Here is an 18,344-nt window from a genome sequence, read left to right as displayed (position 1 = left end):
CGGAATCGGCATGACCTCCCAGCGCACCCGTGAACGACTGATCCAGCGTCTCTACGAAGAAGGTCTCTCCAACGCCCAGGTGTTGGAGGTGATTCGCCGTACGCCGCGCCATCTGTTCGTCGATGAAGCCCTGGCCCATCGCGCCTATGAAGACACGGCGTTGCCGATCGGCCATAACCAGACCATTTCCCAGCCATACATGGTGGCCCGCATGAGCGAGTTGCTGCTGGAGGCGGGGCCGCTGGACAAGGTGCTGGAGATCGGTACCGGCTCGGGTTACCAGACGGCGGTGTTGTCGCAACTGGTCGAGCGGGTGTTTTCCGTAGAGCGGATCAAGGTACTGCAGGATCGCGCCAAGGAACGCCTGGCGGAGTTGAACCTGCGCAACGTGGTGTTTCGCTGGGGAGATGGCTGGGAGGGGTGGCCGGCCCTGGCACCGTACAACGGCATCATCGTGACCGCGGTGGCCACCGATGTACCCCAGGCCCTGCTGGATCAGCTTGCTCCCGGCGGGCGACTGGTCATTCCGGTGGGCGCCGGTGAAGTCCAGCAACTGATGCTGATCGTGCGTGAGGAACATGGTTTTTCACGGCACGTCCTGGGGGCGGTGCGGTTCGTGCCGTTACTCAATGGGCCGTTGGCCTGAGCATTTATAAACACACGCTGAATTCCATGGCCTGGCCTGTGTCTTACAGCGGCACCGATTTGCTGAACAGAGTCCAACGGCGTCGAGCAAACGTGTGCGGCGGCACGTTGCGCTTCATTAATAGAGGCGTAGTCGTTGCCAGCTATATTTGTATGAGTTCTGCCTGGACAGGCAGTTTCCAATTTTTCTGCCACCACAAAGGGAGCGGCGGGTGAGTCTCACAGTCATTGCGCAGCGTATGGGTATCACGAGCTTTCAGCGCCTGGTGACTGGCCTCGTCTTGAGCACTTTGCTGGTCGGATGTTCCAGTACGCCGTCGAGTAATGTGCGGGTTGTCGATCGCAACAGTGCAACACCGCAACGTCCTACAGTAACGACCGGCCAATATGTAGTCCGTCGCGGCGATACGCTGTTTTCCATCGCTTTCCGCTACGGCTGGGACTACAAAGCCCTCGCGGCGCGCAACAACATTCCTGCGCCTTATACGATTCACCCCGGTCAGACGATTCGCTTCGATGGCCGTAGCGGTTCAACGCCTACCGCGGTGGTTACGCAGTCGGGTTCGACGCCTTCTTCGTCGAGCAAGACCACGGTCATTCGCCGGCCGACGGGGGCTGGGACGGCGGTAGTACCGTCCGTCGCGAGCAAACCAGCCCCTGCTCCAATGCCTCCCGCAGGCCCCGCCCCGACCGGCTGGGGATGGCCTTCTGATGGCGTTCTCATTGGAAAATTCTCTTCAAACGGTAGTTTGAATAAAGGAATTGATATCGCCGGGAATTTGGGACAGCCTGTTTTAGCCGCGTCTGATGGCACGGTTGTGTACGCCGGGAGTGGTTTGAGGGGCTACGGCGAACTCGTGATCATCAAACACAGCGATACCTACGTCAGTGCCTACGGTCACAACCGCAGGCTGTTGGTTCGGGAGGGGCAGCAGGTCAAAGTCGGACAGACAATTGCCGAAATGGGATCAACGGGAACAGACCGGGTGAAACTGCATTTTGAGATTCGCCGGCAAGGTAAACCAGTCGATCCGCTGCAATTCCTGCCTCGGCGTTGATTTGATTGTCAGCCTGTTCCGTCACGTAGAGGGAACAGGCTCCAGCGTTGCCAAGGATAAAGGCGTCGCTTGGGCTTGAGGTCGAACTCACCAAAGGACTATAACAATGGCTCTCAGTAAAGAAGTGCCGGAGTTTGACATCGACGATGAGGTTCTCCTTATGGAGACCGGCATCGCTATGGATTCGATGTCGAATGATGAAGGGGCGACTCCACCTTCCGTTCGTGCCAAATCCAAACACTCCGCTTCGCTTAAACAACATAAGTACATCGATTACACCCGGGCGCTGGACGCCACTCAGCTGTACCTCAACGAAATCGGTTTTTCGCCACTGCTCTCCCCAGAGGAAGAAGTTCATTTTGCGCGGCTGTCGCAAAGTGGCGACCCGGCCGGTCGAAAACGCATGATTGAAAGCAACCTGCGCCTGGTGGTGAAAATCGCCCGACGCTACGTCAATCGTGGGCTTTCGCTGCTGGACCTGATCGAAGAGGGCAACCTGGGCCTGATTCGCGCCGTCGAGAAATTCGACCCCGAGCGCGGCTTCCGCTTCTCGACCTACGCCACCTGGTGGATCCGCCAGACCATCGAACGGGCGATCATGAACCAGACCCGGACGATCCGGTTGCCGATTCATGTGGTCAAGGAACTGAACGTCTATCTGCGGGCCGCCCGCGAGTTGACCCAGAAGCTCGACCATGAGCCTTCACCCGAAGAAATCGCCAACCTGCTGGAAAAACCGGTAGGTGAGGTCAAGCGCATGCTTGGGCTCAACGAGCGTGTCTCTTCGGTAGATGTCTCACTGGGGCCGGACTCGGATAAGACCCTGCTGGATACCCTGACCGACGATCGTCCGACCGATCCGTGCGAGTTGCTCCAGGACGATGACTTGTCCCAGAGCATTGACCAGTGGCTTTCGGAACTTACGGACAAACAACGGGAAGTGGTGATTCGCCGCTTCGGCTTGCGCGGTCATGAAAGCAGCACGCTTGAAGATGTAGGCCTGGAGATTGGTTTGACCCGTGAACGGGTCAGGCAGATCCAGGTGGAGGGCCTCAAGCGCCTCCGGGAGATCCTGGAGAAGAATGGCCTGTCGAGTGAGTCGCTGTTTCAATAACCCGAGTGCAGCATCAGCAAGAAAAGCCCCGACTGGTTCGGGGCTTTTCCGTTTCGGAAGGATTGTTTTTTCCAGGGTCGCTCTATTTGTAGGTTCGACTTGTAAGCCTTTGCCTAGTGTCGCGTAAGTGATCGGTTTCTCATTGGCGGGACAGACTGCTATAAGTATTGTGATTTTTTTGTATTTATATGATTTATAAGGGTTTTTATTTTGTGAAGGTGACGTGACAGAGCAAGCCACCTGTATCAGCCGCGTTGCACTCGCCAGGGAAAATACTAATATCAGTCCTGTGTCGACGGACAGACACACCCGTCAAGGACGATGGGAAGGAAGGACATCGCAGGACGCGATTCATCAGGATGATGAAAAGGATTAAAGGGATTAGGGAAAAAATGTGGGCGGGTCAAACCGCCCCTTTTTTTGCCTGCGATTTCTTGATCCGAAAAAGCAAAAAAGGCCCGCAAGGGGCCTTTTTAGCGAACGCTGGGCAATCAGCGTTCCAGGTCTGCGATCTTGCCAGTCTTGCCGTCCCACTCTTCGGCGTCAGGCAGCGCGTCTTTCTTCTCGGTGATGTTCGGCCAGATGTCTGCCAGTTCGGCGTTCAGCTCGATGAAGTTCTCCATGCCGGCCGGCACTTCGTCTTCCGAGAAAATGGCATTCGCCGGGCATTCCGGTTCACACAGGGCGCAGTCGATGCACTCGTCCGGGTGAATGACCAGGAAATTCGGCCCTTCGTAAAAGCAGTCCACCGGACACACTTCTACGCAGTCGGTGTACTTGCACTTGATGCAGTTGTCGGTGACGACGAAGGTCATTTCTAATTCTCTCCTCAGGCGGCGGCAGCGAAGCCCCTTCACGGTAGGGTCGCCAGGTTTGGGAGCGATAGTCTGCGAACCAGGCTAATAGTCCGCAGCATCCCAAACCGCGCGCGATTCTAACAGCTTGAAAGCCTGTATGTTAGATCCGTGTCTTCAATGTATAGAGTAAATCCAGTGCCCGACGAGGTGTCAGGTCGTCCAGATCGAGCTTGGCCAGTTCATCGAGTACCGGATGCGGCAGGCTGGCGAACAGGTCGCTTTGCTGCGGTGCGGCCGGTTTGCTTTTGGTCGGGCGCGGCGCTTCATGAGGCAGGCTGGTGGTTTCCAGGCGGCTCAAGTGCTCGCGGGCACGGGTAATGACTTCACTTGGCACGCCGGCCAGTTGCGCCACCGCCAAGCCGTAGCTCTGGCTGGCCGGGCCGGGCAGCACGTGGTGCAGGAACACTATGCGCTCGTTGTGCTCGGTGGCATTGAGGTGAACGTTGGCCACCAGCGGCTGGCTTTCCGGCAACACGGTGAGTTCGAAGTAATGGGTGGCGAACAGCGTGTAGGCCCGCAGGTGCGCGAGGCGCTCGGCCGCGGCCCAGGCCAGGGACAAGCCGTCGAAGGTGCTGGTGCCGCGTCCGACTTCGTCCATCAGCACCAGGCTGCGTTCGGTGGCGTTGTGCAGGATGTTCGCGGTTTCGCTCATTTCCACCATGAAGGTCGAACGCCCACCGGCCAGGTCGTCGCTGGAGCCGATCCGGGTGAAAATCCGGTCCACCAGGGACAATTCGCAACTGGCCGCCGGGACGAAACTGCCGATGTGGGCCAGCAGCACGATCAGCGCGGTCTGGCGCATGTAGGTGGATTTACCGCCCATGTTCGGACCGGTGATCACCAGCATGCGGGTGTTGTCGTCCAGGCTCAGGTCGTTGGCCACGAATGGCGTGGTCAGTACTTGCTCGACCACTGGGTGGCGACCCTGGGTGATGCGCATGCACGGTTCGCTGACGAAGCGTGGGCAATTCAGGTCCAGGTTCAGCGCACGTTCGGCCAGGTTGCTCAGCACGTCCAGTTCCGCCAGGGCGCCGGCGGTGTCCTGCAACGGCGGCAGTTGGCTGATCAAGTCTTCGAGCAGCGCTTCGTAGAGCATCTTTTCCCGGGCCAGGGCGCGGCTCTTGGCTGACAGCGCCTTGTCTTCGAACGCCTTGAGTTCCGGGGTAATGAACCGCTCGGCGCCCTTGAGGGTCTGGCGACGAACATAATCGGCCGGGGCCTGTTCGGCCTGCTTGCTCGGCAACTCGATGAAATAACCGTGGATGCGGTTGTAGCCGACCTTGAGGTTGGCCAGGCCGGTGCGGGCTTTTTCCCGGGCCTCGAGGTCGATCAGGAACTGGCCGGCGTTCTCGCTCAGCGCTTGCAGCTCGTCGAGTTCGGCGTCGTAGCCGGTTTTCAACACACCACCGTCACGGATCACCGCCGGTGGGTTATCGATAATGGCTTTTTCCAGCAGCGCGGCCAGTTCCGGGTAGGTGCTGGTGGTGCGTGCCAGTTGTTGCAGGTGCGGCGCTTCGAGGTCGGTCATCGCCACCTGCAGTTCAGGCAACGCACCGAGGGCATCGCGCAAGCGCGCCAGGTCACGGGGACGGGCGTTGCGCAGGCCGATTCGGGCGAGGATTCGCTCGATGTCACCGATTTCCTTGAGTTGCGGTTGCAACTGCTCGAAGCGATAGCGATCCAGCAGGCAGGTAATGGAGGACTGGCGCGCCAACAGCACGGTCAGGTCCCGCAGCGGCCGATTCAACCAGCGGGTCAGCAGGCGGCTGCCCATGGCGGTCTGGCAGCGATCGACCACCGATTGCAAGGTGTTGTCGCGCCCGCCGGCCAGGTTGGTGTCCAACTCCAGGTTGCGTCGGCTCGCGCCGTCCAGCACCACGGTGTCATCCAGGCGCTCGTGACGCAGGCTGCGCAAATGGGGCAGGGCGGTGCGCTGGGTTTCCTTGGCGTAGGCCAGCAGGCAACCGGCCGCGCCGATGGCCAGGGTCAGGTTTTCGCAGCCGAAGCCCTTGAGGTCCTGGGTGGAGAATTGCTGGCAGAGACTTTTCAGCGCCGAATCACGCTCGAAATCCCACGGCGCCCGACGCCGCACGCCACGGCGTTTTTCTGCGGGCAGGTCCTTGGGCCAGTCGTCCGGGATCAACAGCTCCACCGGATTGACCCGCTCCAGCTCCGCCAGCAGGTTTTCCCAGCCCTTGATTTCCAGTACCGAGAAATTGCCGCTGGTGATGTCCAGCACCGCCAGGCCGAACAGGCGTTCATCCCCTAGCACTGCGGCGATCAGGTTGTCCCGGCGTTCATCCAGCAAGGCCTCGTCACTGACTGTACCCGGGGTGATGATCCGCACGACTTGGCGTTCCACGGGGCCCTTGCTGGTGGCCGGGTCGCCGACTTGCTCGCAAATCACCACGGATTCACCGAGCTTGACCAGCTTCGCCAGGTAACCTTCCGCCGCGTGGTAAGGAATCCCACACATCGGAATCGCCATGCCCGCCGATTGCCCACGTGCCGTCAGGGTGATGTCTAGCAACTTGGCGGCTTTCTTCGCATCCTCGTAGAAAATCTCGTAGAAGTCGCCCATGCGGTAGAACATCAGCTGATCGGGGTGCTGGTTCTTCAGGCGCCAGTATTGTTGCATCATCGGCGTGTGGCTGGAGAGGTCGTTCACGGCGGTATTCATGGGTGTCAGGCAAGCTCGTTGAAAGGTGTGGGGCAAAAGGAGGGGCATTGGCCCGGCTTTTCCGCGATGGGCGCAAGGTTAACATGGGCGGTCTGGTGCTACCCAGCGTTTGGGATTGTGTGCATATCCGTTGCTGCGGTAACGGCTGCTTAGGGTTCCGCCCCGACGGCGGGCTCACTTTCGAAAATCCAGCGTGGTTAATGGGGCGCGGAGATCAACGTCCACCGCGAGGCGGCCTGATAGCCGACCTGATTCTTGGCGGGACCGCGTTTCCCCCTGTGGGAGCGGGCTTGAACTCGTGAAGGCGGCACCACAGTCGATGAAAATGTTGGACGGCATTACGACACTTGATCGAGCTCTCTTGAATCTGGAGATCAGGCTCGTTTTACCTCGGCTTGCATCATCGCCAGATTCTGCTGCTTGGTAGCCTCGGCCAATACCATGCGGTAAACACGCTTCTTTTCCTTCGATTTTGCGTTACGAATGAAATCAGCAAAGGGGCGTTTTGCTCCTTTAGACAAGCCTTGCTTGATCGAAATCATAGTGCGCTCCCGATGGCCGTTCGTTGGCGCTCCAGCGCGAAGCGCTCACTCGCGACTAAACGAGGGCGGCAGCTGTACGCAGGTCAGTCGACCGGGGATCCAAGGACCCGGTGCGCCCGAGGGCGCCCTGCGCACAACCACCATTGAGTGCAGGAATACCTAACTGAATGGAGCAATGAACATCTTGGATACCGAGCTACTAAACCCGATCACTGATGGGCAGTGACGAGAACCAAAATACAGATGGGGGCCAAGGTGGACAAGCCGGCGGATTCTGGGGCAGTCGTAAGCAGAGGCGCAAGGCGATGTAGCCTGGTGACGCACATTGAAGGATGCGATCGAGGGATTTCCCAAGAGGTTGTAGGGGAAATTCCCCAATTCAAGGATTGGATTGAACCCGTGGCGAGGGAGCTTGCTCCCGCTGGCGTGAGTAGCGCGCCCAAAAGGATTGAACCGGTGATTGATCGTTCCTACGCTCCGCGTGGGAATGCCGCCAGGGACGCTCCGCGTTCCGCTTCTGGAGGGTGACGCAGAGCGTGGGAACGATCAAAAACGCCTATCGCGGCTCAACCACATCCAACGCCCGATTCGCCAACAACTGCCCCAACTCAATCATCTGCTGGACCCCCAACGCGATATGTCGTCGTGAGCCCTCCAGGTCGAATGCCAGATCACTGACCATCGCATTGGCCGAGGCCAGGGTTTCGCTGAGGTTGGCGAGCAGGCATTCGGCGTCGATGTTAGGAGCGATGATGAAAAGGGTATCGAGTGTGTTGGATGTTTCTTTGCCGGCTTTGGGCTTGAGGTAATAGTCCAAGGCGCGGGTGGCGGCTTCGTCGAGTTTCCTGGCATTGGCCGATTGGCTGCGGGAGACGTGATCGTCTGGGGGATTTGGAGTGTTCTTCGGCATTTTATGGATCCTTGAAGTTGAGCCACCACCCATTCGCTACTAAACGAAGTGGGTGGCAGCTGTACGCAGGTTAGTAGACCGGGGATCCAAGAGACCGGCGCACCCGAAGGCGCCCTGCGCACAGCCACCATTGAGTGCAGGAATACCTGACTGAATGGAGCAATGAACATCTTGGATACCGAGCTACTAAACCCGATCACTGATGGGCAGTGACGAGAATCAAAGTACCGATGGGATCCAAGGTGGACAAGCCGGCGGATTCTGGCGCAGTTGTAGGCAGAGGCGCAAGGCGATGTAGCCTGGTGTCGCACATTTGAAGGACGCGGATCGAGGGATTTCCCAAGAAGTTGTAGGGAAAATTCCCCAGCGACCAGCCCGCTCTTGTGGCGAGGGGATTTATCCCCGTTGGCTGCGAAGCAGCCCCTAGAGTCAATTCAATCTGCCTGACACGCCGGCCGCGGGATTTGGGGGCCGCTTCGCGCCCCAGCGGGGATAAATCCCCTCGCCACAATGACTGAATATGCTTCAAGTGAGCCGTATCTCATATTTATGCAAAACAGCATTTGTCTTCTGCGAAAAGAACAAGCACTATGCGCGTTATGCAAAAACGCAACGTTTCTACCGTATTAAGAGCATTGCTCGATCAGCACGGGATCTCCCCCACGGAGCTTCACCGGCGTACCGGCGTGCCTCAGTCCACCCTCTCGCGGATCCTCAGCGGCAAGATTGTCGATCCTTCGGATAAACACATCTCGAAGATCGCCGAGTACTTCGCCGTGAGCACCGACCAGTTGCGCGGGCGCGCGGACGTTGCGCCCGCTGGCAACGCTCGCCGCGATGAGCCGCATTCCGAACTCAAGGACATAAGCCTGTGGGACGACGAAACACCCGTCGAAGAAGACGAAGTGTCGGTCCCTTTTCTGCGCGAGGTTGAATTGGCTGCTGGATCAGGAAGATTCGTCATCGAGGAAAGCGAGCGCTCCAGCCTGCGCTTCGGCAAGCGTAGCCTGCGGCATAACGGCGTGCAGTTCGACCAGGCCAAGTGCGTGACGGTGCGCGGCAACAGTATGTTGCCGGTGCTGCGCGACGGTGCCACGGTCGGGGTGAACGCAGGCAAATGCGGGATCGGCGACATCGTCGACGGTGATCTCTACGCCATCAACCACAACGGCCAACTGCGGGTGAAGCAGCTTTATCGCCTGCCCACCGGCATCCGCCTGCGCAGCTTCAACCGCGACGAACATCCGGACGAGGACTACACCTTCCAGGAAATGCAGGACGAGCAAATCGTTATCCTCGGTCACGTCTTCTGGTGGGGCATGTACGCCCGTTAACCCCTGCGCTGTCAGATAAAACCCGCCGCCGTGCGGGTTTTTTTTCGCCTCTCGAAAGCCCGCAACCCCGTATTTACGGGGCTTCCATGCATTTTCGCATTCGCCATGCATAAATAAATGCATTTGCGCATTGACTGTATATGCATCCATGCATATTCTGTGTCCAAGCCGCTCGACAAAGCGGCTGGCAACGAAGCTCTTTAGTTTCACTAACAGGCAGCGATGAACCGGCCTTGACGGTTCAGAGGGTTGGCAACTGACCCGGGTGTGCAGCGTAAAGCACCAGAAGCAGTTATCCGGCGGGCAGGGACCGCGGCCGGAGGAACAATTTGAATGGATCCGTACCGCGCCAGTCGCGCCGAAAGATCAAGCGCATTACTGAAAAGCCTGGGCAACCGGGCTTTTTGGAATGCCTCTGTCGTGAGGCACTTCAAATTAGTAAGGAGATTTCCATGCGCTCACTTGTGAAGGCTAAGGAGGTGTTCAGATAAAAACGTGTATCGACGTTCTCAAAAAATCCACTCATTTAAAGGGAAGAAAACTAATGAAAAAATTACTCAGCATGCTGCTCGCAGCCGTCCTGGCGACCCAGGCCCTCCACGCGTTTGCCGAAACCTCACCTGTCGGTTCCTGGCAATTCGCTTCCTACCATGTTCCGGGTGGCGGTTTTTATGCCAACCAAACGATCTGTTTCAAAGAAGACAATACCTGGTACTCGAGTTCCCAGGCCGGCTGGAAGGGCGCATGGTTCCAGAACGGGGACGATCTCCAATGGAACGGGAGTGTGCCAATGCCGGGTGCAGGGAGTGCCAACAATCTCGCGACCATTGCCATGGGTAAGTTGGTTGTCGCAGGTTCGATGTCGGGTAACTACGCCGAATGGGCAGCACCCAGTGCGCTACCGCTACCCTGGGACAGGCACTACACCTACACCATGACTTACAAAGGCGCGACCTGCGCTGCGCCAAAGTGATGTCAGCCTTCAATGAGCTGACAAAAACGTTTGAACGCCGCTTCCAATGACTTAACGGGTTGCAACGACCCACATCTCTTTCAACTTCAAACAACTTCCCCGCCCAATCTTAATCACCCCAGGAAACGAGACATGACAAACGAGCAACAAGCGTTGCTGGACATGCCGATCTGGTTGGTCATCGTGCTCGCCCTGGTGGGCGGGGTGTCCGGCGAGATGTGGCGCGCCGACAAGGAGGGCGCTCGTGGGTGGCCGTTGCTGCGCCGCGTGGTGCTGCGCTCCGGTGCCTGCGTGGTCTGCGGCGTGTCGGCAACCATGCTGTTGTATGCCCTCGGCATGTCGATCTGGAGTGCTTGCGCCCTGGGTTGCCTGACCGCCATGGCCGGTGCCGATGTGGCGATCGGTCTGTACGAGCGCTGGGTCGCCAAGCGGATCGGCGTTTGCGAAGTGCCACCGCGGGACCTGCCGCCCGACCAGCAGTGAATCGACAGCGCTGATCCATACACAAGGAGGCGATCAATGCTTGCCCTTATCGAAAAACCGTCGCAGTTGTTCTCGGCTATTGCCCAGACGCTGCGCGCCATTTATCCCGCCTTGAAAGTCGGCAGCCCCCAGGCGTTCGATGGCGCCGACGACCAACCCTGGGTGCTGATTGCGCTTGAGCGCGATGCGCCCGGTAACCGCGCCAATGACGGGCGTATCGCCCATGTCCTGACGGTTTCCTTGCAAGTGGTCATGGCCGTTCCAGGATGGGAGGCCTGTGATCTGGCCGGTGAATTGAAACACCTGGTCATGGATAACCGCTGGGGCCTGTCGGGTGATCGATGCGACCTGCCCACGGAAATCGATGGCATCGCATCCACGTTCATCCACGAAGCACGGGCGTACAGCGCCTGGACCCTGTCCTTCAACCAAACCCTGTACCTCGGCCCGACGCTGCTGGAGGACCCGTTGGGCATCCCGAAATTTGCCCGTACCTGGGAAGTGTCGAACATCGACGACCCGGATCAATACACCGCACTCGAGGGCTGAGCCATGTTTGATGCGCTGTTACAGATGCATCTGAGGCCGATCATCGAGCGTCTGGCTCAGATGGAAACCGAGCTGGAAGATTTGCATCGGCGTGCGGAGAGTTTCTGCCGCATTGGCGTTTGCCAGGAAGTCGATGCTGCCAGCAACACCTGCAAGGTCAGCCATGGTGGCCTGCTGACCCCGGCGATCCGCTTTTTCAACCCGAGCGCCGGCGCCCAGAGCGAGTCGCGGATTCCGTCCGTGGGCGAGCAGTGCCTGTTGCTCAACCATGGCGGCGGCGAGAGCGGCGGGCAGGCAGTGGCGTTGTTCGGCCTCAACGGCGGTCAGTTTCCGCCCGTCTCGACCCAGGCCTCGCTGACGCGGCGCCTCTATCAGGACGGTACGGAAAACGGCTACGACCATGCCAGCCATGTCCTGCACTGGCAGAACGGCCCGGCGACGTTCAGCTGTTCCCGTGAAGCGCTCCAACTGAGCATCGGCCCGTCGCGGTTGGCGATGACCGCCGACGCCATCGAATGGCAGTTGGGCGCCGTCGGCATTCGGCTCGACGCCTCCGGCGTGCACCTGAGCGGCCCGGTGGTGGACCACCAGGGACGCGTCATCAGTACCGCATAAGGGACTTCCTCATGATTGGAATCGATCGAAATACCGGCGCCACGGTCGACGACTGGCTGCAGTTCGTACAGCGCGCCACCCGGGCGTTGACGACGCCGTTGGGCACTCGCCAGAAGCGCCCGTTGTATGGCTGCGCACTCACGCAGTTGCTGGGGCAGAACCTTGGTGACGACCTGCTGATCCTCGCCCAGAGCCACGCGGCCCAAGCGTTCTACAACCCACAAAACGGCATCGGTGATTTCGAGCCGCAGGTCATTGTCGCCAGTCGACACGGCGCCGGCTTGCTGTTGCGTTTCGCCGGCACCTGGAAAAACCGCAAACAGACGTTCGAGGTGGTGACATGAGCATGCTGATACCCGGCCAGAACCAACTGGCCGAACCGGCCATCGTCACTGTCGAAGCGTTCGAGGACTTGCTCGCAGAGTTCAAGACCTTCGTGGTCGAGTACGTCGGCGCGCGCTCGCCAGCAAGTGCGGCGAAGCTGGTGGACAGTCTTGAAAACGAAAGCGAACTGCTGACCCTGGCGCTTGAAGCCTTCTGCGTGCGGCTGCAAACCCACGAACGCAAATACAACGCCCGCATCAAGCAGATGTTGGCGTGGTGGGCCACGGGTACCAACCTCGACGCTCGTCTCGCGGACATGGGCCTTGAGCGTCAGTTGCTCGACCCGGGCGACCCGGCGGCCTTCCCGCCCATCCCCCCGGTCTACGAGAGCGATGACGATGCGCGGTTGCGCTACTACCTGGCGCCTCATGCGCCAGCGGCCGGCTCGCGCATGCAGTATCGGCGGGAGATTTTTACCTTGGGTGAACGGCCAGTGGTGAAGGTGGACAGTGCCGCTGGCGGTGTCGTGAACGTGACCTACACATTCGATCCGGACGGTCTCGCTGCGCAAGTCAAGGACGGCAACGGACGCCGGACGGCGCCGGGTGAAGTCACGGTCACGGTGCTTTCCCGCGAGGGCGATGGCACACCGTCCGAGGCGCTGCTGGGCGGTGTTCGCCAGCACTTCGCCCGGCCTGACGTGCGACCGGAAACCGATCTGGTCATCGTGCAGGCCGCACAAATCAAACCCTACAGAATCCGCGTCGTGGCGAAGATCAATGCCGGTCCGGATTCGGGCTTGACCCAGGTTGCCGCCGAACAGCAATTACGGGAATACGCCGAGGCGTGTCATCGACTGGAAGGTCGGGTGGACCCGAGCTGGATCGACTACACGCTGCACAGCGCAGGCGCGGTTCAGCTCCAGATTCTCGAACCACTTGCACCGATTGTGACGACGGCTTTCCAAGCCCCGTACTGCACGGGCGTCGAGGTCGAGGTGGACACGTTATGAGTGACGACACACCTCGCCCGAGTCTGTTGCCGGCCAACAGTTCGCCGTTGGAAAGGGCACTGGATCTGGGGTTCGCTCGGCTGCTCGAACGCATCGATCCGCCGTTTCCCGAGCTGATGAACCCGGCCACCACGCCCTTGGCGTTCCTGCCGTATCTCGCGGCGGATCGTGGGGTCAACGAGTGGAGCTCCACGGCGCCCGAAGCTGAAAAGCGCCTGACCGTTGAACTTGCCTGGCCAACCGCCCGGCAGGCCGGGACGCGAAAGGCGCTGGAAAATGCTGCCAAGGGTTTGCAGCTGATGCCTGAAGTGCGCGCCTGGTATGAGCAAACACCCGCTGGCCCGCCCTACAGTTTTGCCGTCAGGGCATTTACCGAGCAGCCCTACAGCGAAGAAATCGACGCCCGTCTCGACCGTCGCCTGGCGGATGCCAAAAGCGAACGCGACACCTTGAAGGTGTCTGTCGGCTTGAGTGCATTCGGTCGTCACGTCATCGGCGCCGCGACGCTGTGCGGCGAACTGACCACGGTTTATCCGATCGTCATCGAAGGACTGGAAGCCTCGGGCCAGGCCTTCATGGCCGCCGGACTCTACACCGTCGAAACCTCCACTATTTATCCACAGGGGTCCTAAATGGCCGACTACTACACCCTGCTCACCGATGCGGGGATTGCCTACGAAACCGCCTGTAAGGCGGCGGGCACACCCATCAAGCTGTCGCAGATTTCCGTCGGTGATGGCGGCGGCGAGGTTTACAACCCGGCCGCCACCGCCACGGCGCTCAAACGCGAAGTGTGGCGTGGTCCGCTCAATGCGTTGTTCCAGGATGAGAAAAACCCGAGTTGGTTGCTGGCCGAAGTGACCATCCCGCCTGAAGTGGGTGGCTGGTATGTGCGAGAGGCCGGGATCTGGACCGATACCGGGATCCTGTACGCGATTGTCAAATATCCAGAGTCGTTCAAACCGGTGTTGGCGACTTCGGGGTCGGGGAAAGAGTTTTACATCCGGGCGATTTTCGAGACCAGTAATGCTGAGTTGGTGACGTTGCTGATCGACGATACGGTGGTCAAGGCGACGCGGGCTTGGGTTGCAAGTTATGTCGCTGATGAACTTGCCAAGCTCGACAGGAAACAGTCGGTGCGGGTAGCGACGACGGGCAATATTGTCTTGAGTGGCGCGCAGGCAATCGATGGTATTGCAGTGATCGCCGGGAATCGGGTCTTGGTCAAGTCCCAGACTTTGGCGAAAGACAACGGTATTTACGTGGCCGCGAACGACGCTTGGGTTCGGGCAAAGGATGCCGATGCGAGCGCCGAAGTGACTTCGGGGTTGATTGTCTCGGTGGAGGAGGGCGCGACGCTTGCCAACACGATCTGGCAGTTGGTAACCGATGGGGCGATTGTGTTGGGCGCTACGGGGTTGGTGTTTCAGAACATCACTCAAGGGTTTGCGCCGCTCAATTCGCCCGCGTTGCTGGGCGTCCCGACGGCTCCGACTGCACCGGTCAGCACCAACAATCAGCAACTCGCGACGACTGCGTTTGTGCAACGCGCACTCGGTAACCATTCAAGCGTTGGTGGGCTGGACGCAAGTACCGTTCTGACTGCGGATGCGTTCGGTAGGTCGTTCATCATCAATTCGGCCAACCCGGTGAATATCACGTTGCCGAAGGCAAGCACGGGGTTTAATGGCGGCACCATTACTTTCACCAATGTATCAACAGGCCCTGCGACCATCGTTCTGCAAGGTACCGATTATGTAGCTGGCATGATGCCGGGCCAGCTTGCGCTCAAGACAATGGATACCATCACGCTTTCAACGGGTGCTGGTATCACTTGGTACGCCGAGGGCGGGTCGATTCGTGACGTTTTGTCTACGAGCTTCAAGGAACTAATGGCCGGAAAAATCAGTTTCGGACAGCTTGGGCTTGGCGGTATAGGAGCACCTATACTAGAGACATTTAAGGCTATTACTCCTGGTGGGCTGTACCTCGCATATGGCGCGCTTGTTCCAAATTTGGCTACCCCTGATGCACCGCCCGATAGTAGCGGAAACGTTCTGGGTGTCTTGGCTATCACCCCCCGAAGCGACTGCACTTACTATTTCGCTTTTGAGAATGCAATCCTTGGCAATCAACGACGCTTTTGGGTCGGACAATACAACTTACCCAGCGGTGGTTTGTTTTGGTCCTGTTTGTTGACCAACGATAATTTGCCCTTTCGTGGAAAGATGCATTACAGAACTGCCGGCGTTTATCAGTGGACTGTACCGGCAGGTGTGACGAAGGCTTATGTTGAAGTCGTTGGTGGCGGGGGGAGCGGAGCGTTTGGTGGTGATGGGTCAACCACTATCGGTGCCGGCGGGGGCGGTGGTGGAGGTATTAGCAACCGTCTCTGTACCGTGGTGCCGGGCAGTGTTATCTCCGTAACAGTTGGTGCAGGCGGTGCAGCCGTTACGGTTGAGGGTGATCCTGGGATTGCCGGAGGTACCTCGTCCTTTGGCTCCTTCTGTTCGGCGACCGGTGGGCGTGGTGGCGTTATGAATAACGGTGCTCAAAGTGGTGTAGGGGCCGGTGGTGATTTTAACGCCTCGCTCGGTCTGGGCTTTCCGCCTGTTCGCAACTCAGCAGGTACAGGGAACTGGGGCGGTCCAGGCGGTGGTGGCGAGAGTGCTTTTGCAGCTCTGGATACATCGATTCTGACTCGACCGGGCATGGGGGGCGGCGGCCGTTCAAAGACCCGGTCGCAAGCTGGTGCGGACGGCTGCGTATTTATTACTTACTGAGGGAAGGCCATGTGGGCATTGGTACAAGACGGCATCGTTCTCGAAACGACGACCGTTGATCCGGAGGGGCGATATCACCCCGATCTAAAATGGCAATCGTGTGCTGCGCAGGTTCAGCCAGGCTGGTTGTTCGAGAATGATTTGTTCGCCGAGAAGGTCACGGCGCTGGAGGAGCGGAAAGCGTCTGAACGTCTGTGGCGCGATGGAGAGCTGTTGGCTCGTCAATGGCTGCGTGATAGGCACCGAGACGAGCAGGACCTGGAGCGGACCACGACGCTCAATAATGAGCAATTTGTAGAGTTGCTCGATTACCTTCAAAAGTTGCGCGACTGGCCTCAGTCCGAATTATTTCCAGACACAGGCCAGCGTCCAATACCGCCAACATGGATTGATCTTCAACTCCAATAAACGCCCCGCACCGACGGGGCGTTTTCTTATCCGTCAAAAACAACCCAAAGCCCCTTTCCAAGGGGCTTTTCCGTATCTGGAGAACCAAAAAATGGCACCACGCCAAACCTACACCGTACTCCTCCCATTCCCCACCGGCGGCGGTCACTGGTCGACCACTGGCCAGGAACTCGACCTGCTCGACGTCGAGGCCAATGCCTTGCGCAGCGCCGGTCGCCTGGAGCTGAAAAAAACCGAGGCCGGCGAATCGGCCTCTGCATCCACCCCGGCCAAAAAGGCCACCACCAAGAAGGCTGAATAACCATGGCTGAGGTTTTGAACTTCGAGCACAACGGCATTCCCGTCAATGCCACTGAATCTCCCGAGGCCATGGGTGGCCTGGGTGACAACGTCATCGGGTTGGTCGGCACCGCGCCGAATGCCAACCCGCTGATTCCGAAAAACACCCCGTTCCGTATTAACAGCTTCACCACCCAGGCCCAGCTGGATCCGACCGGTGCCGAAGCGGGGACGTTGTTCCACGCCGTCTACCAGATCCTCAAAGTGGTCAAGGTGCCGGTGTACGTGGTCATCGTCGAAGAGGGCGCCACGCTGGCCGACACGCAGAACAACGTGATCGGCGGCATCGAGGCGCAGACCGGGCGCAAGTTGGGCTTGGCCGCGTTGAGTGGGGTCGCTGAAGACCTGACCATCATCGGCGCGCCAGGCTTTACCGGCACCAAGGCTGTGGCCAGTGAGTTCGCTTCGTTCGGCAAGCGCATCAAGGCCCGTGTGGTGCTCGACGGCAAGGACGCCTCGGTCGCCGACCAGGTGACCTACAGCCAGGAACTGGGCGGTGCGGACCTCGGTTTCGACCGTTGCCTGGTGGTGCACAACATGCCGGCGGTGTACTCCAAGGCCGCGAAGAAAAACGTCTTCCTGGCCCCGTCGAGCCTGGCCATCGCCGCCCTCGCCAAGGTCAAGCAATGGGAGAGCCCGGGCAACCAGGTCACCTACGCCGAAGACGTTTCCCGCACCGTGGAATACAACATCCTCGACACCTCCACCGAAGGCGATCTGCTCAACCGCTACGGCGTCAGTTACTACGCCCGGACCATCCTCGGCGGCTTCTCGCTGCTGGGCAACCGCTCCATCACCGGCAAGTTCATCAGCTACGTCGGCCTTGAGGATGCCATCAGCCGCAAGCTGGTCAAGGCCGGCCAGAAGGCAATGGCGAAGAACCTGACCAAGTCGTTCATGGACCAGGAGGTCAAGCGCATCAACGACTGGCTGCAAACCCTGGTTGCCGACGAAACCATTCCCGGCGGCAGCGTGTACCTGCACCCGGAATTGAACAGCGTCGAGAAGTACAAGAACGGCACCTGGTACGTGGTCATCGACTATGGCCGCTACGCGCCGAACGAACACATGATTTATCAACTCAATGCCCGCGATGAAATCATCGAGCAGTTCCTGGAGGACGTTCTCTAATGTTTACCAACCGCGTAAGACAGGCCATCGCGGCCACCCTGCAAGGCTTGCCGTTGTCGGCGACCGTGGAAGAGTTCACCCCGCCGAAGATCGAATTCGACATGGAAGAGATGCGTGGCGGCCGTTTCATTGGTGAGGAAATGGCCAAGAGCGGCAAAGTGCTGACAGCCAAGTTGACGCTGCAAGGCCTTGGTCCGGAAATCATGCTGGCGCTGGGCGTGAGCGTGGGCGACGACATTCTGCTGAACGTGCGTGAAGCCGGCCAGGATCAGGACGGCAACACCTGGTTTACCTACCACACGGTGGGTGGCAAGTTGAAGTCCCTCGAGGAAACCCTGCTGAAAATGGGCGAGAAACCCAAGACCAACCTGGAGCTGTCCTGCCGCACCTACAACCGCCTGGAAAACGGCGTCCCGGTGATCGACATCGACGTGCGCACCCAGAAGTTCGTGCTCAACGGCGTCGACATCCTCGGCGATGCTCGCCGTGCGGTGTTGTTGCCTTAAACCTTTGCCAGTCGGCTAGATGCAGCCCCTGTGGGAGCGTGCTTGCTCGCGATAGCGGTGTGTCAGCCAACATCGATGCTG

Annotated in this window: 20 protein-coding genes; 16 read left to right on the top strand and 4 right to left on the bottom strand. The window is 59.2% G+C overall.

Going from position 1 to position 18,344, the window contains the following annotated elements:
* Positions 1–10: 10 nt before the first annotated feature.
* The 3 genes from BT116_RS11325 to rpoS all read left to right on the top strand — a co-directional run bounded on the left by BT116_RS11325 (position 11) and on the right by rpoS (position 2,817).
* Positions 11–646 (top strand): protein-L-isoaspartate(D-aspartate) O-methyltransferase, encoded by a 636-nt coding sequence (locus BT116_RS11325; protein WP_170845943.1) that lies wholly within the window; start codon positions 11–13, stop codon positions 644–646.
* 211 nt (positions 647–857) lie between these two features.
* A complete protein-coding gene (locus BT116_RS11320; RefSeq protein ID WP_072343376.1) occupies positions 858–1,703 on the top strand; it encodes a peptidoglycan DD-metalloendopeptidase family protein in 846 nt (281 codons plus the stop codon).
* A gap of 106 nt (positions 1,704–1,809) precedes the next feature.
* A complete protein-coding gene (gene rpoS / locus BT116_RS11315; RefSeq protein ID WP_003198289.1) occupies positions 1,810–2,817 on the top strand; it encodes an RNA polymerase sigma factor RpoS in 1,008 nt (335 codons plus the stop codon).
* A gap of 491 nt (positions 2,818–3,308) precedes the next feature.
* On the opposite strand, the gene fdxA is transcribed toward rpoS, so the two are convergent.
* The 4 genes from fdxA to BT116_RS11300 all read right to left on the bottom strand — a co-directional run bounded on the left by fdxA (position 3,309) and on the right by BT116_RS11300 (position 7,806).
* Positions 3,309–3,632 (bottom strand): ferredoxin FdxA, encoded by a 324-nt coding sequence (fdxA, locus tag BT116_RS11310; RefSeq protein ID WP_030139464.1) that lies wholly within the window; start codon positions 3,630–3,632, stop codon positions 3,309–3,311.
* A gap of 142 nt (positions 3,633–3,774) precedes the next feature.
* Positions 3,775–6,342, bottom strand: coding sequence for a DNA mismatch repair protein MutS (gene mutS, locus BT116_RS11305; RefSeq protein WP_170845944.1), 2,568 nt, complete (start codon positions 6,340–6,342; stop codon positions 3,775–3,777).
* A 386-nt stretch (positions 6,343–6,728) separates the two neighbouring features.
* Positions 6,729–6,896 (bottom strand): hypothetical protein, encoded by a 168-nt coding sequence (locus BT116_RS31030; protein WP_170845942.1) that lies wholly within the window; start codon positions 6,894–6,896, stop codon positions 6,729–6,731.
* A gap of 556 nt (positions 6,897–7,452) precedes the next feature.
* A complete protein-coding gene (locus tag BT116_RS11300; RefSeq protein ID WP_072343372.1) occupies positions 7,453–7,806 on the bottom strand; it encodes a DUF6124 family protein in 354 nt (117 codons plus the stop codon).
* Positions 7,807–8,405: 599 nt separating this feature from the next.
* On the opposite strand from BT116_RS11300, the gene BT116_RS11295 reads away from it, so the two are divergent.
* The 13 genes from BT116_RS11295 (at position 8,406) to BT116_RS11235 (ending at position 18,263) form a co-directional block, all read left to right on the top strand.
* Positions 8,406–9,140: a LexA family transcriptional regulator gene (locus BT116_RS11295; protein ID WP_072343527.1), complete on the top strand. Its 735-nt coding sequence runs from the start codon at positions 8,406–8,408 to the stop codon at positions 9,138–9,140.
* 544 nt (positions 9,141–9,684) lie between these two features.
* A complete protein-coding gene (locus tag BT116_RS11290) occupies positions 9,685–10,113 on the top strand; it encodes a hypothetical protein (RefSeq protein WP_072343370.1) in 429 nt (142 codons plus the stop codon).
* Positions 10,114–10,245: 132 nt separating this feature from the next.
* Positions 10,246–10,596: a phage holin family protein gene (locus tag BT116_RS11285; RefSeq protein ID WP_060738977.1), complete on the top strand. Its 351-nt coding sequence runs from the start codon at positions 10,246–10,248 to the stop codon at positions 10,594–10,596.
* Positions 10,597–10,632: 36 nt separating this feature from the next.
* The gene (locus BT116_RS11280) at positions 10,633–11,145 is read left to right on the top strand and encodes a hypothetical protein (protein ID WP_072343367.1); all 513 of its coding nucleotides are present in this window, start codon (positions 10,633–10,635) and stop codon (positions 11,143–11,145) included.
* 3 nt (positions 11,146–11,148) lie between these two features.
* Positions 11,149–11,760, top strand: a complete 612-nt coding sequence (locus tag BT116_RS11275) for a phage baseplate assembly protein V (RefSeq protein ID WP_072343364.1) — start codon at positions 11,149–11,151, stop codon at positions 11,758–11,760.
* A gap of 11 nt (positions 11,761–11,771) precedes the next feature.
* A complete protein-coding gene (locus tag BT116_RS11270) occupies positions 11,772–12,104 on the top strand; it encodes a hypothetical protein (protein WP_063322739.1) in 333 nt (110 codons plus the stop codon).
* Positions 12,101–13,096 (top strand): baseplate J/gp47 family protein, encoded by a 996-nt coding sequence (locus tag BT116_RS11265; protein ID WP_072343361.1) that lies wholly within the window; start codon positions 12,101–12,103, stop codon positions 13,094–13,096. The genes BT116_RS11270 and BT116_RS11265 overlap by 4 nt, the downstream gene beginning before the upstream one ends.
* The gene (locus BT116_RS11260) at positions 13,093–13,728 is read left to right on the top strand and encodes a phage tail protein I (RefSeq protein ID WP_072343358.1); all 636 of its coding nucleotides are present in this window, start codon (positions 13,093–13,095) and stop codon (positions 13,726–13,728) included. Before BT116_RS11265 ends, BT116_RS11260 begins: the two co-directional genes overlap by 4 nt.
* The gene (locus tag BT116_RS31435) at positions 13,729–15,879 is read left to right on the top strand and encodes a phage tail protein (RefSeq protein WP_256572574.1); all 2,151 of its coding nucleotides are present in this window, start codon (positions 13,729–13,731) and stop codon (positions 15,877–15,879) included.
* A 9-nt stretch (positions 15,880–15,888) separates the two neighbouring features.
* On the top strand, positions 15,889–16,287 hold the full coding sequence (locus tag BT116_RS30530) for a tail fiber assembly protein (RefSeq protein WP_072343356.1): 399 nt from the start codon (positions 15,889–15,891) through the stop codon (positions 16,285–16,287).
* Between the two features lie 91 nt (positions 16,288–16,378).
* The gene (locus BT116_RS11245; RefSeq protein ID WP_072343353.1) at positions 16,379–16,588 is read left to right on the top strand and encodes a hypothetical protein; all 210 of its coding nucleotides are present in this window, start codon (positions 16,379–16,381) and stop codon (positions 16,586–16,588) included.
* Positions 16,589–16,590: 2 nt separating this feature from the next.
* On the top strand, positions 16,591–17,757 hold the full coding sequence (locus BT116_RS11240) for a phage tail sheath protein (protein ID WP_072343350.1): 1,167 nt from the start codon (positions 16,591–16,593) through the stop codon (positions 17,755–17,757).
* Positions 17,757–18,263, top strand: a complete 507-nt coding sequence (locus BT116_RS11235) for a phage major tail tube protein (protein ID WP_072343347.1) — start codon at positions 17,757–17,759, stop codon at positions 18,261–18,263. The genes BT116_RS11240 and BT116_RS11235 overlap by 1 nt, the downstream gene beginning before the upstream one ends.
* The last annotated feature ends 81 nt before the right edge of the window (positions 18,264–18,344 follow it).

It is taken from the genome of Pseudomonas sp. NFACC16-2 (assembly GCF_900119205.1).
GTDB lineage: Bacteria > Pseudomonadota > Gammaproteobacteria > Pseudomonadales > Pseudomonadaceae > Aquipseudomonas > Aquipseudomonas fluorescens_Q.
Note: the sequence above shows the minus strand (reverse complement) of the source record. Positions and strands in the feature narration are given on the sequence as shown.